This is a genomic window from Streptomyces sp. CNT360, assembly GCF_000424785.1.
Genome location: NZ_KE384243.1, coordinates 379,613 through 391,999, shown reverse-complemented (window position 1 = coordinate 391,999; position 12,387 = coordinate 379,613). Strand labels below are relative to the sequence as shown.

At 71.7% G+C, this 12,387-nt stretch carries 12 protein-coding genes and 1 tRNA gene; 6 read left to right on the top strand and 7 right to left on the bottom strand.

Annotated elements, in window-relative coordinates; translation table 11 throughout:
- Nucleotides 1-69 precede the first annotated feature (69 nt).
- Nucleotides 70-1,116 (bottom strand): endonuclease III, encoded by a 1,047-nt coding sequence (gene nth, locus H297_RS38760; RefSeq protein ID WP_064744885.1) that lies wholly within the window; start codon nucleotides 1,114-1,116, stop codon nucleotides 70-72.
- A 266-nt stretch (nucleotides 1,117-1,382) separates the two neighbouring features.
- On the opposite strand from nth, the gene H297_RS0127550 reads away from it, so the two are divergent.
- A complete protein-coding gene (locus H297_RS0127550; RefSeq protein WP_016473040.1) occupies nucleotides 1,383-2,057 on the top strand; it encodes a Crp/Fnr family transcriptional regulator in 675 nt (224 codons plus the stop codon).
- Between the two features lie 109 nt (nucleotides 2,058-2,166).
- On the opposite strand, the gene H297_RS0127545 is transcribed toward H297_RS0127550, so the two are convergent.
- From H297_RS0127545 to sp36, 4 genes are all read right to left on the bottom strand, one after another.
- Entirely contained in the window at nucleotides 2,167-2,994 is an 828-nt protein-coding gene (locus H297_RS0127545; RefSeq protein ID WP_027739677.1) for an MBL fold metallo-hydrolase, read from the bottom strand.
- On the bottom strand, nucleotides 2,991-3,899 hold the full coding sequence (locus H297_RS0127540) for an NUDIX hydrolase (RefSeq protein ID WP_051352221.1): 909 nt from the start codon (nucleotides 3,897-3,899) through the stop codon (nucleotides 2,991-2,993). Before H297_RS0127540 ends, H297_RS0127545 begins: the two co-directional genes overlap by 4 nt.
- A gap of 151 nt (nucleotides 3,900-4,050) precedes the next feature.
- On the bottom strand, nucleotides 4,051-4,515 hold the full coding sequence (locus H297_RS0127535; RefSeq protein ID WP_027739675.1) for a RidA family protein: 465 nt from the start codon (nucleotides 4,513-4,515) through the stop codon (nucleotides 4,051-4,053).
- Nucleotides 4,512-4,673 carry a Sp36 family protein gene (sp36, locus tag H297_RS42985; RefSeq protein WP_003975360.1) on the bottom strand — a complete coding sequence of 54 codons (162 nt, stop codon included), beginning with the start codon at nucleotides 4,671-4,673 and terminating at the stop codon, nucleotides 4,512-4,514. Before sp36 ends, H297_RS0127535 begins: the two co-directional genes overlap by 4 nt.
- Nucleotides 4,674-4,738: 65 nt before the next feature.
- On the opposite strand from sp36, the gene bagA reads away from it, so the two are divergent.
- Together bagA and bagB are read left to right on the top strand one after the other, a co-directional pair.
- Nucleotides 4,739-5,734, top strand: coding sequence for an ATPase BagA (gene bagA, locus H297_RS0127525; protein WP_027739674.1), 996 nt, complete (start codon nucleotides 4,739-4,741; stop codon nucleotides 5,732-5,734).
- Nucleotides 5,731-6,924, top strand: a complete 1,194-nt coding sequence (bagB, locus tag H297_RS0127520; protein ID WP_027739673.1) for an ATPase BagB — start codon at nucleotides 5,731-5,733, stop codon at nucleotides 6,922-6,924. Before bagA ends, bagB begins: the two co-directional genes overlap by 4 nt.
- A 251-nt stretch (nucleotides 6,925-7,175) precedes the next feature.
- Here the strand turns inward: bagB and H297_RS0127515 are convergent, their stop codons facing one another.
- Nucleotides 7,176-7,544: a WhiB family transcriptional regulator gene (locus H297_RS0127515; protein WP_027739672.1), complete on the bottom strand. Its 369-nt coding sequence runs from the start codon at nucleotides 7,542-7,544 to the stop codon at nucleotides 7,176-7,178.
- A gap of 453 nt (nucleotides 7,545-7,997) precedes the next feature.
- On the opposite strand from H297_RS0127515, the gene H297_RS0127510 reads away from it, so the two are divergent.
- Complete coding sequence (locus tag H297_RS0127510) at nucleotides 7,998-10,289, top strand: transglycosylase domain-containing protein (protein ID WP_027739671.1); 2,292 nt, start codon at nucleotides 7,998-8,000, stop codon at nucleotides 10,287-10,289.
- Nucleotides 10,290-10,615: 326 nt separating this feature from the next.
- On the opposite strand, the gene H297_RS0127505 is transcribed toward H297_RS0127510, so the two are convergent.
- Nucleotides 10,616-11,080: a GatB/YqeY domain-containing protein gene (locus H297_RS0127505; RefSeq protein WP_027739670.1), complete on the bottom strand. Its 465-nt coding sequence runs from the start codon at nucleotides 11,078-11,080 to the stop codon at nucleotides 10,616-10,618.
- Nucleotides 11,081-11,207: 127 nt separating this feature from the next.
- Here H297_RS0127505 and H297_RS0127500 point away from each other — a divergent pair, with 127 nt between their 5' ends.
- Nucleotides 11,208-12,152, top strand: coding sequence for a metallophosphoesterase (locus tag H297_RS0127500; RefSeq protein ID WP_027739669.1), 945 nt, complete (start codon nucleotides 11,208-11,210; stop codon nucleotides 12,150-12,152).
- Between the two features lie 80 nt (nucleotides 12,153-12,232).
- A tRNA-Pro gene (locus H297_RS0127495) sits at nucleotides 12,233-12,306 on the top strand.
- Nucleotides 12,307-12,387: the final 81 nt, after the last annotated feature.

The following is a 12,387-nucleotide window of genomic DNA, read 5'->3' as shown; positions in this document are numbered from 1 at the left end:
GGCCGCCCGGGATCGTCCGGCTGTCGGCGCCCTCCGGCGTCACCCGGCCCTCGGGGTGCCTGGCAGGCGTCACCGGGCGGTCCCGGCGCCGGCCCGGTCCGCCGCACGCCCGGGCAGCGGTGGCGCGGGCTGCCCCGGGTAGTCGGCCGGCGGCTTGAGCCGCTGCCCCGGCTGGCCGCCCATCTCGTACTTGAGCAGCTTCTTCGCCTTCTCCGGGTCGGTCTCTCCCTCCCCGTAGGAGGGGCACAGCTCCGCGATGGGGCAGGCTCCGCAGGCGGGCTTGCGGGAGTGGCAGATGCGGCGGCCGTGGAAGATCGTGCGGTGCGAGAACATCGTCCACTCGCTCTCGGGCAGCAGGTCGTCGATCTCCTGCTCGACCTTGACGGCGTCCGTCTGCTCGGTGAGCTTCCAGCGGCGCACGAGCCTCCCGAAGTGCGTGTCGACGGTCAGCCCGGGGACGCCGAAGGCGTTGCCGAGCACCACGAAGGCCGTCTTGCGGCCGACGCCCGGCAGCTTCACCAGGTCCTCCACGGTGTCCGGGACGGCGCCGCCGAAGTCGTCCCGCAGCGCGGCCGACAGCCCCAGCAGGGACTTCGCCTTGGCCCGGAAGAACCCGGTGGGACGGATCAGCTCCTCCAGCTCCTCGGGGTTGGCTGCGGCCAGGTCCTCGGGGGTGGGGTACGCGGCGAAGAGAGCGGGGGTCGTCTGGTTGACGCGGAGGTCGGTCGTCTGCGCGGAGAGGACCGTGGCCACCAGCAATTCGAACGGATTCTCGAAATCGAGCTCCGGGTGGGCGTAGTAGTAGACCTCCGCCAGCGCGTCGTTGATCCGCGCCGCCCGCTTCGCCTTCGACCCCTGCGACTCCGGCTTGCTGCCGGAAGCCTGCCGGGCAGCGGTGGCCTTTTTCGCGGCCCCGCCGCCCTTCTTCGCAGCCGCCTTCTTCCCGGCGGCGGCCTTCTTCGTGGTGGCGGCCTTCTTCGTGGTGGAGGACTTCGCGGAGGCCGTCCTGGCGGCCGTACTCTTGGTGACCGTCTTGCCGGGCGAGGCCTTCTTGCCCGTGCCTGCCTCGGCCGTCGTCCGGCCCGTCGTCCCCCTGGGGGGCTCATGTTCGCTCACAGCGGAATCCTCTGTCGCCGTCACCCGTACAGCCCCCCGCCCGTACGTCTGCTTCACGGGAGAGTGGACACTCGGCCAGCGTAAGGGCGCCCGCCGACATTCGTGGGCCGTGCAGCGCGATCCGGAGCCCTAGCGCGCCCCGCCTTGGGGCTCACCGCACGGATGCTTCAAACTTGGGACTGATTGCTGTGACTGATCGCATGGTTTCACCGTCCGGCATCATGGGAGTCACGGACCCCATGGGCAGGTCGACAAGGAGAGAACTCGTGGACGACGTTCTGCGGCGCGCCCCGCTCTTCGCGGCGCTCGATGAGGAGCAGGCCGCCGAGCTGCGCGCCTCCATGACGGAGACGACGCTGGCTCGCGGTGAGGCCCTCTTCCACGAGGGTGACCCGGGTGACCGTCTGTATGTGGTGACCGAAGGCAAGGTGAAGCTGCACCGCACCTCGCCGGACGGGCGGGAGAACATGCTCGCCGTCCTGGGCCCCGGCGAGCTGATCGGTGAGCTCTCCCTGTTCGACCCGGGCCCGCGCACGGCCACGGCCTCCGCATTGACGGAGGTCAAGCTGCTGGGCCTGGGCCACGGCGACCTCCAGCCCTGGCTGAACGCCCGCCCGGAGGTGGCCTCCGCCCTGCTGCGGGCGATCGCACGGCGGCTGCGGCGCACCAACGACTCCATGTCCGACCTGGTCTTCTCGGACGTCCCCGGGCGTGTGGCCAAGCAGCTTTTGGACCTGTCGCGGCGCTTCGGCGTGCAGTCCGAGGAGGGCATCCACGTGGTGCACGACCTCACGCAGGAGGAGCTGGCCCAGCTCGTGGGCGCCTCCCGCGAGACGGTCAACAAGGCGCTGGCGGACTTCGCCGGGCGCGGCTGGCTGCGGCTGGAGGCCCGCGCCGTGATCCTGCTGGACATCGAGCGGCTGGCCAAGCGCTCCCGCTGACGACGGCCACCTCTGCCGACGGCCGTCCCGGCTCCGTACCTGTAAGGGGCGCCCTTCCATGGAGGGCGCCCCTTACCGATGCCCGGCACCGCGCAGTCACTGCCGGGCTCTAGACCTGGCCGCGTCCCGCCAGATAGTCGAGCTGTGCCCGTACGGACAGCTCCGCTGCGGGCCACAGCGCCCTGTCCACGTCCGCGTACACGTGGGCCACGACCTCGGCCGCCGTACGGTGGCCCTCCTCGACGGCCCTCTCCACCTGGGCCAGCCGGGTCGCGCGGTGCGCCAGGTAGTGGTCGAGGACCCCCTGGGCGTCGGCGAGCACAGGGCCGTGTCCGGGCAGGACGTGGCTGACGCCGTCGTCGACCGTGAGGGAGCGCAGGGCACGCAGCGAGTCGAGATAGTCGCCGAGCCTGCCGTCCGGGTGGGCGACGACGGTGGTGCCCCGCCCCAGCACCGTGTCCCCGGTGAGCACGGCGGCGTCCGCCGGCAGGTGGAAGGAGAGCGAGTCGGCGGTGTGCCCTGGAGTGGGGACGACGCGCAGCTCCAGCCCGCCCGTGGTGACGACATCGCCACCGGCCAGCCCCTCCTCCCCCAGGCGCAGCGCCGGGTCGAGCGCGCGTACGGACGTACCGGTCAGTGCGGCGAACCGCGCCGCGCCCGCCGCGTGGTCCGGGTGGCCGTGGGTGAGCAGGGTGAGCGCCACGCGCTTGCCGAGCCGCTCGGCGGCGGCGACGACGTGGTGCAGGTGGGCCTCGTCCAGCGGGCCCGGATCGATGACGACGGCCGACGCGGAGTCCGGCTCGGCCACGATCCAGGTGTTGGTGCCGTCCAGCGTCATCGGAGAGGGATTGGGGGCCAGGACGCAGTAGGCACGGGGGCTCGCCCGGCCGCCGACGGCGCCGAGAGGCCGTCCGGGGAGTGCTGCGGGGTCGGTCATGCGGGATCGATCCTCTTGGTGAACTCGTCGTGTCCGGGCCAGCTGAGGACGAGCGCCCCGCCCTCCATGCGGGCCTGCGCGATCACCGGCGTCAGGTCGCGTCCGCCGGCCCCGGCCAGCGCGTCGGCCACCGCCTCGTACGGAGTCAGCTGGCGCAGGGTGGCGATGGTGGGCGGCATCATCAGCAGCTCGCCCCGGTCGTAGCCGTCCGCGGCATCCTGCGGGCGCACCCAGACGGTGCGGTCGGCCTCCGTGGAGGCGTTGCGGGTGCGCTGCCCCTCGGGCAGGGCGGCGACGAAGAAGGAGGTGTCGTAGCGCCGCTTCTCGAACTCCGGTGTGATCCAGCGGGCCCAGGCCCCCAGCAGATCACCGCGCAGGACGAGTCCGCGGCGCTGCAGGAAGTCGGCGAACGAGAGGGAGTGGGCGGCCAGCGCCGCACGGTCGGTCTCCCAGTCGTCGCCGGTGGTGTCGTCGACGACGGTGTGCGGGTCGGGCCCGGCCAGCAGCACACCGGCCTCCTCGAACGTCTCCCGCACGGCGGCGCACACGATCGTCCCCGCGGTCGCCTCGTCGGTGCCCAGCCGCTCGGCCCACTCGGCCGCGGAGGGCCCGGCGGCCTCCAGGGCGCGGGCGTCCCGGGGGTCGACGGAGCCGCCGGGGTAGGCGTAGGCACCGCCCGCGAAGGCCATGGAGGTGCGGCGCCGCAGCATGTGGACGGCGGGCCCTTCCGGGGTGTCCCGCAGCAGCATGACGGTGGCGGCGGTGCGCGGCGTCACCGGTGTCAGCTCACCGGCGGCCAGGGCCCTGATGCGCTCGGGCCACTCGGGCGGGTACCACTGGCCGTTCCCCGCGGGGGACCCGTGCTGTCCGCCGCCCGGGGCCGCGGCGGACGGGCTCGACGGCATGGGCGGCGTGGATGGCGTGGACGGCATGCCCGGATGCTACGGCCCGCCGCCCCGATGTTCGAGAGGCAGCGGGCCGAGGGAGCTGCGAGGGGCGGGCCGGGGCGTCACCGCGAGGAGCGGCGCCCCGGCGGCCCCACGCAGGCGGGGGGCGTCAGCCGGCGAGTTCGACCTGGATCTCGACCTCGACGGGGGCGTCCAGCGGGAGGACGGCCACACCGACCGCGCTGCGCGCGTGCACGCCCTTGTCGCCGAACACCTCACCGAGGAGCTCGCTGGCGCCGTTGAGGACGCCCGGCTGACCGGTGAAGTCCGGTGCGGAGGCGACGAAACCGACGACCTTGACGACATGCGCGACACGGTCGAGGTCCCCGGCGACCGACTTGACGGCGGCCAGCGCGTTCAGCGCCGCCGTACGCGCCAGGTCCTTGGCCTCCTCGGGGGTGACCTCCGCGCCGACCTTCCCGGTCGTCGGCAGGGTGCCCGCCACCAGCGGAAGCTGGCCCGCGGTGTACACGTACGGGCCGGTCTGCACCGCCGGCGCGTAGACACCGGCCGGGGCGGCGGTCTCCGGCAGGGACAGCCCGAGTTGCGCGAGCCGGTCCTCGGCGGCACTCACGCCTGCTTCTCCCGCTTCAGGTAGGCCACCAGTTGCTCGGGGTTGTTCGGTCCTGGCACGACCTGGACGAGCTCCCAGCCGTCCTCGCCCCAGGTGTCCAGAATCTGCTTGGTCGCGTGCACGAGGAGCGGCACGGTCGCGTATTCCCACTTCGTCATGGGGAAGACCCTAACGAACGGGACCGCACGCGTAGCCGCCGCGCGGGCTGGTTAGGCTCCCAGCCGTGGGCAGGCTTCACGTAGTGACCGGCAAGGGCGGCACCGGCAAGACGACGGTCGCCGCCGCACTCGCGCTGGCGCTGGCCCGCGACGGGAAGCGGACGCTCCTCGTCGAGGTGGAGGGCCGGCAGGGCATTGCGCAGCTCTTCGAGACGGAGCCGCTGCCCTACGAGGAGCGCAAGATCGCCGTCTCGCACGGCAACGGCGAGGTGTACGCGCTCGCCATCGACGCCGAGCGGGCCCTCCTCGACTACCTCCAGATGTTCTACAAGCTCGGCAGCGCGGGACGCGCCCTCAAGAAGCTCGGCGCCATCGACTTCGCGACGACCATCGCGCCGGGGCTGCGCGACGTGCTGCTGACCGGCAAGGCGTGCGAGGCCGTCCGCCGCCGGGACAGGAACCAGCGCCCCGTCTACGACGCCGTCGTCATGGACGCCCCGCCCACGGGCCGCATCACCCGCTTCCTCGGCGTCAACGAGGAGGTGGCCGGGCTCGCGAAGGTCGGCCCCGTCCACAACCAGGCGCAGGCCGTGATGCGCGTCCTCAAGTCGCCCGAGACCGCGGTGCACCTGGTGACCCTGCTGGAGGAGATGCCGGTGCAGGAGACGGTCGACGGCATCGCCGACCTGCGGGCCGCGGGCCTGCCGGCCGCGTCCGTGGTGGTGAACATGGTGCGCCCCCGCCTTCCCGGCGAGGAGCAGCTTCTGACGGCGCATCAGCGCCCGGACGCCCTCGCACGGACCCTGACGCGTGCCCTCACCCGCACCAGCGGCCACGCCGAGCAGCTCGTCGCGCCACTGCTGGAACAGGGCAGGGAGCACGCGGCGCGGGTCGCGCTCGAACGGGGGCTCCGCGACGACCTGCACGCGCAGGGCCTCCCCGTACGGGAACTCGGCCGGCTCGACGAGGGTGTCGACCTCGCGGGCCTGTACGGGCTCGCCACCGAGCTGCACCACCAGTGGCAGAACCCGCCCGGCCGGCGGAAGGAGCAGCGTCCATGAGCGTGCCGCCGGACCATCTGGCCGACCCTCTCCTGGTCGACCCGCTGCTGGACGACCCGGAGACCCGGATCGTCGTCTGCTGCGGTTCTGGCGGCGTCGGCAAGACCACCACGGCCGCCGCCCTGGGGCTCCGCGCGGCCGAGCGGGGCCGCCGAACCGTCGTCCTGACCATCGACCCCGCACGGCGGCTGGCCCAGTCGATGGGCCTCACGCACCTGGACAACGTCCCCCGCCAGGTCCCCGGCGTCGACACCGGGGCCGGAGGCGAACTGCACGCGATGATGCTCGACATGAAGCGGACGTTCGACGAGATCGTCGAGACGCACGCCGAGCCGGACCGCGCCAAGGCCATCCTGGACAACCCCTTCTACCAGTCGCTCTCGGCCGGTTTCGCGGGGACGCAGGAGTACATGGCGATGGAGAAGCTCGGCCAGTTGCGCGCCGCCGACGAGTGGGACCTCATCGTCGTCGACACCCCGCCCTCCCGCTCCGCTCTGGACTTCCTCGACGCCCCCAAGCGGCTCGGCTCCTTCCTCGACGGCAAGCTCATCCGGCTGCTGATGGCCCCCGCGCGGGTCGGCGGCCGGGCCGGGATGAAGTTCGTCAACCTGTCCATGGCCGGCCTGTCCCTGTTCACCGGCGCCCTCGACAAGCTCCTCGGCGCGGCGCTGCTGCGGGACGTGCAGACCTTCGTGGCCGCGATGGACACGATGTTCGGCGGCTTCCGCACCCGCGCGGACGCGACCTACCGACTGCTCCAGGCGCCCGGCACGGCCTTCCTCGTGGTCGCCGCGCCGGAACGGGACGCGCTGCGCGAGGCGGCCTACTTCGTGGAGCGGCTGGCCGCCGACCGGATGCCGCTGGCCGGTCTGGTACTCAACCGCATGCACCGCAGCGACGCGGCCGGACTGAGCGCGGAGGCAGCTCTCGCGGCGGCCGAGAACCTTGCCGGCGGCGTGGTGGAGCAGGACACCACCGACGAGACCGTCCGACTGGCCGCCGGTCTCCTGCGGCTGCACGCCGCACGCCTGCGCCTGATGGCCCGCGAGCGGCACACCCGTGACCGCTTCACCACCCGGCACCCGGACGTCCCGCTGGCCGAGGTGGCGGCGCTCCCCGGCGACGTGCACGACCTGGCCGGGCTGCGCGCCATCGGGGACCGACTGTCCGGGCAGCGCGAGGATCCGTAAGGCCCGAGGCACCGTACGGCCGAGGACGCGCGAGCGTACGGCCGAGGACCCGCGAGGCCGAGAGTCCGTAAGGACCGAGGGCCCGCGAGGACCCGGATGCCCTGACGGCTGAGGAACCGTAAGGGCCTGAGCGGCTCACCGGGGGCCGGCGAGGGCTTCGACCAGCGCAGTATCGTTTCCGCTACGTCCGAGAACGCCTGCCACCCGGCGCATCCGCTCCGACCGGCTCGGCGCCGCGCACCGTGTCGGCGTCAACCCACCGCGGCGTACCGCGGCTCACGCTCCTCCGCACCGAGCTCCACGCCGACCGGCTCCACCTCGACCGGCAGCACCATGCCGGTGCCGCGCTCGTACTCCGAGCGCGCCGTCTCCAGCAGGCGCCGCCACGAGGTGACCGTGGGCCGACGGCGCAGCAGGGCTCTGCGCTCGCGCTCCGTCATCCCGCCCCACACCCCGAACTCCACGCGATTGTCCAGTGCGTCGGCGAGGCACTCCGTACGGACCGGGCAGCCCGTGCACACGGCTTTCGCGCGGTTCTGCGCGGCCCCCTGCACGAACAGTTCGTCCGGATCCGTAGAGCGGCATGCCGCCTGCGCACTCCAGTCTGTCACCCAGCTCATTGCCGGTGCCGTCCTCTCCCGAATCGAGGCTCCCCCACGGCGGCGAACGGCATATTCACCGTTGCCAGTTGAGGACGTTACGGAAGAGCAGTCCGGGCGCAACACCCCCTTCGGGCCCAATCTTGCATGGCCCGAACGGACTATGCGTGCGCACCACATCACCCAACGGAGTGACCCGGAGGTCACGGGGAGGCGCCACCCGGGCGGCAGACGAGTGCGCCGGAGCCGTACGGCGGAGGCTCGACAGCCCTACGACAGCGGTGGGGCATGCCCACGACAGGATCGAGAACCGAAACAGAAACCGGAACGGGGCGAAACAGCAGGTGGGGCGGTGGTGACGAGGGAGGTCAGAGTGACGACAGGCCCAGCGTAGGCGACCGGCGCGGCGCTGTCCGGCGTTTGCCACGGTTCCCCACGGTCTGCTGACGGCCCGGCCGTCGTAGGCTTTTCTTCATGGCTAAGAAGCGTGCGGGTCGCGGAGCGAGCCGGCCCCAGCAGATCGCCAAGTTCGTCGGCGTCAGTGTGCTGGCGGGCACGGTGATGGCCGGGCTCGCGCTGCCGGCCGTCGGAACGCTGGGGCTGGCGACCAAGGGCACGGTCGAGGGCTTCGACGAGCTGCCCGCCAACATGAAGCGACCGCCGCTCAGCCAGCGCACGACCATCCTCGACAACGAGGGCGGCGAGATCGCCAAGGTCTACTCCCGGGACCGCACGGTCGTGAACCTCGACGACATGTCGCCGTACGTCCGCAAGGCGATCGTCGACATCGAGGACGCACGCTTCTACAAGCACGGCGCCGTCGACCTCAAGGGCGTCCTGCGGGCGCTGAACCGCAACGCCCGCTCCGGCCAGGTCTCCCAGGGAGCCTCCACCCTCACCCAGCAGTACGTGAAGAACGTCTTCGTGGAGGAGGCGGGCAACAACCGGGACAAGGTCGCCCAGGCCACCCAGCAGACCATCGGCCGGAAGATCCGCGAGCTGAAGTACGCGATCCAGGTCGAAGAAGAGCTCGGCAAGAAGCAGATCCTGGAGAACTACCTCAACATCTCCTTCTTCGGACAGCAGGCGTACGGCGTCGAGGCGGCCGCGCAGCGGTACTTCTCCAAGTCCGCGAAGGATCTCGACCTGGACGAGGCGGCCCTGCTCGCCGGGCTCGTCCAGTCCCCCACCCAGTACGACCCCGTCCTGCACGAGAAGACGGCCCTCAAACGGCGCAACGTGGTGCTCGACCGGATGGCCGTCCACGGCCACGTCACCCGCGCCCAGGCGAAGAAGGCCAAGGCCGAACCCCTCGGTCTGAAGGTGAGCAGCCCCAAGAACGGCTGCATCACCGCCACCTCGGGGTCCGGCTTCTTCTGCGACTACGTCCGACGCGTCTTCCTCTCCGACGACGCGTTCGGCAAGACCCACAAGGACCGGGTCAAGCGGTGGAACCGGGGCGGCCTCACGATCAGGACCACACTCGACCCCAAGGCGCAGAAGTCGGTCCAGAACTCGATCAGGTCCCATGTGAACCGGTCCGACAAGGTCGCCACCGCGGCGGCGCTCGTCCAGCCGGGCACCGGCAAGATCCTGGGCATGGGCCAGTCGCGCCCCTACGGCTTCGACGCCAAGGACAACGAGACCCAGATAAACCTCTCGGTGAACGGGAACATGGGCGGCGGCGCCGGCTACCAGCCCGGCTCGACCTTCAAGCCCGTGATCGCCGCCGCCGCGCTGGACAAGGGCGTCAGCCCCTACCGGTCGTACGCCTCGCCGTACCGCATGCAGTACCCCTCGCCCGTCGACAAGTGCGAGGGCACCTGGCGGGGCAAGGCGCCGGTCGAGAACGAGAACTCCTCCGAGGTCGGCCCCTATCGCATGAAGGAGGCGATCGCGAAGTCGGTCAACACCTACTTCGTCTCCCTGATAGGGGACACCGGCATCTGCCCGGTGACCGACATGGCCAAGAAGATGGGCGTCCAGCGGGCCGACGGGAAGAAGATCGACCAGGTGCCCTCGATCTCCCTCGGCACCCAGGAGATGTCGCCGCTGACGATGGCCGAGGGCTACGCCACCCTCGCCAACCGCGGCGTGCACTGCACACCCGTCGCCACCGAGTCGATCACCGACGCGCAGGGCCACAAGATGGACGTGCCCAAGACCGACTGCAAGCGGGCCATGAAGACCAAGACCGCCGACACGGTCAACTCGCTGCTGCGCGGCGTGGTCGAGGACGGCACCGGCAAGAAGGCGGGGCTCAGCGGCCGCGACAGCGCGGGCAAGACGGGTACGACCGACGAACGGTACGCCGCCTGGTTCGTCGGCTACACCCCGAACATGTCCGGAGCCGTCTGGGTCGGCGACCCCGCGCACCGCACCAGGATGGTCGACATCAGCATCGGCGGCCACCAGTACGCGAAGGTCTTCGGTGGTGAGGTGCCCGGTCCGATCTGGCGCGACGCGATGGCGGGCGCACTGGACGGCGAGGACGCGCCCGACTTCCACCACGTACCGATCCGGGGCGGCAACAAGAAGCCCCGCTCGCCGTCCCACAAGCCGCCGGCGGACAAGCCGGACGACGACGCCGCCGATCACGGCGGAGGCGGTCAGCCCGGCGGCGACTGGGACCACCCGAGCGTGCCGCCGGACATCATCGGCGGCGGCGACAACGGCGGAGGCATCGGCGGCGACTGGCCCGGCAACGGCGGGAACGGTGACGGGGGCGGTGGCTGGGATGTCGGCGGCGGAGGCGGCTGGCCGTAGACCGTCCGACCCGGGTGCGCCGGGTGCACCAGGTGCACCGGAGCAACGGTAAGGGGCGCCTTCCCATGGAGGGCGCCCCTTACCTGTAAGCCTTGTTCACCAGATGACGGCGGCGTTCGAGCCACCTCACTGCGGGAGCAGCTTCCGTACAGGCACCGTCTCTCCTGTGGAGCGGCACCAGGCCGGAGCCGCGCCGGGCGGGAGCGTCACCGGGCGGGAGTTCTCCCAGGCGGGGCGTCACCGGGCTCGGGAGCGTTCCCGGACCGGGGCCTCACCCGTGGAGCCGCTTCACCTGCCGGAGCAGCAGTGCGGCCACGGGAGGCGCCTCACTGGGCGAGCCGCCTCTTGACCGCCGCTGCGACACGGCCGCCCTCCGCGCGCCCGGCCACCTTCGGGTTGACGATCTTCATGACGGCACCCATCGCCTTCGGACCCTCGGCGCCACCGGCCCGCGCCTCGTCCACGGCCTCGCCGACGAGAGCCTCCAGCTCCTCGTCGGAGAGCTGCTGCGGCAGGTAGTCCGCGAGCACCTCGCCCTCGGCCCGCTCCCGCTCGGCCTGCTCGGTACGGCCACCACCCGCGAACGCCTCGGCCGCCTCACGCCGCTTCTTCGCCTCACGGGCGATGACCTTCTGCACCTCGTCGTCGGAGAGCTCGCGGGCGCTGGTGCCGGCGACCTCCTCCTTGGTGATCGCGGCCAGGGTCATCCGGAGAGTGGCGGAACGGAGCTCGTCGCGCTCCTTGATCGCTGCGGTCAGGTCGTCCTGCAGCCGGGACTTGAGCGTGGTCATGAGGTCAGTGTGCCACCCTGCGTACGCCGGACGCCCGGCATATGACGCCCGGACCGACCCCCCTTGATCGCTGCCTCGACCGCTGCGAGACCTCCGCCGAAGGGCCCGGGTCTGCCACCATGGGGCCATGCGCGCGCGATACCGGATCCCCCTGAAGACAGCCGTCGGCCTCACCGCGTTCGGCGCGGCCTGCGTGGGATATGCGGCGGGTGTCGAAGTCCGCTCGTTCCGCCTGCGACGGGTCTCGGTGCCCGTGCTGCCACCCGGCATGCACCCGCTGCGCGTCCTGCAGGTCTCGGACATCCACATGGTGTGCGGCCAGCGCAGGAAACAGCGGTGGCTGCGCGAGCTGGCCGCCCTGCGTCCCGACTTCGTGATCAACACCGGGGACAACCTGTCCGACCCCGAGGGCGTACCCGAAGTCCTCGACGCGCTGGGCCCGTTGCTGGAGTACCCCGGGGCGTACGTCTTCGGCTCCAACGACTACTACGGGCCCAAGCTGCGCAACCCCGCCAAGTACCTTCTGGAGAAGGCCAGCGGCAGGCACGGCCTCAACGGCAACCCGCCGGCCGTCGGCGCCGTCCACAACCCCTGGGAAGAGCTGCGGGACGCCTTCGACGCCGCGGGCTGGGTCGGGCTCACCAACTCCCGGGGCCGCCTCAAGCTGGACGGCGGCCAGGAGATCGCACTGACCGGCCTGGACGACCCGCACATCAAGCGGGACCGGTACGGCGAGGTGGCCGGCGGCCCCGAGGAGGACGCGGACCTCTCCCTCGCCGTCGTACACGCTCCGTACCTGCGCGTGCTCGACGCGTTCGCCGCGGACCGCTACCCGCTGATCCTGGCCGGTCACACCCACGGCGGCCAGCTCTGCGTCCCCTTCTACGGCGCCCTGGTCACCAACTGCGACCTCGACACGGACCGCGTGAAGGGCCTGTCCACCCACCGGGCAGGCGGCACCGAGTCGTACCTCCACGTCAGCGCCGGCTGCGGCACCAACCGCTACACCCCCGTCCGCTTCGCCTGCCCCCCGGAGGCCACCCTCCTCACCCTCCACCCCCGCGACTCCTGACCTCCGAGACGCCCGCGGTCACCCCGCGAAACCCGATTTCACCTCAGCGCCCCCCTGAGCTAAAGTAGTCCTCGTTGCTTCGGGGTGTAGCGCAGCTTGGCAGCGCGCTTCGTTCGGGACGAAGAGGTCGTGGGTTCAAATCCCGCCACCCCGACAGAGGAAATACCAGGTCAGGGGCCTGATCCGTGAGAGCGGGTCGGGCCCCTGAGTGGTTGCTGGAGATCGTTTGGGAGAT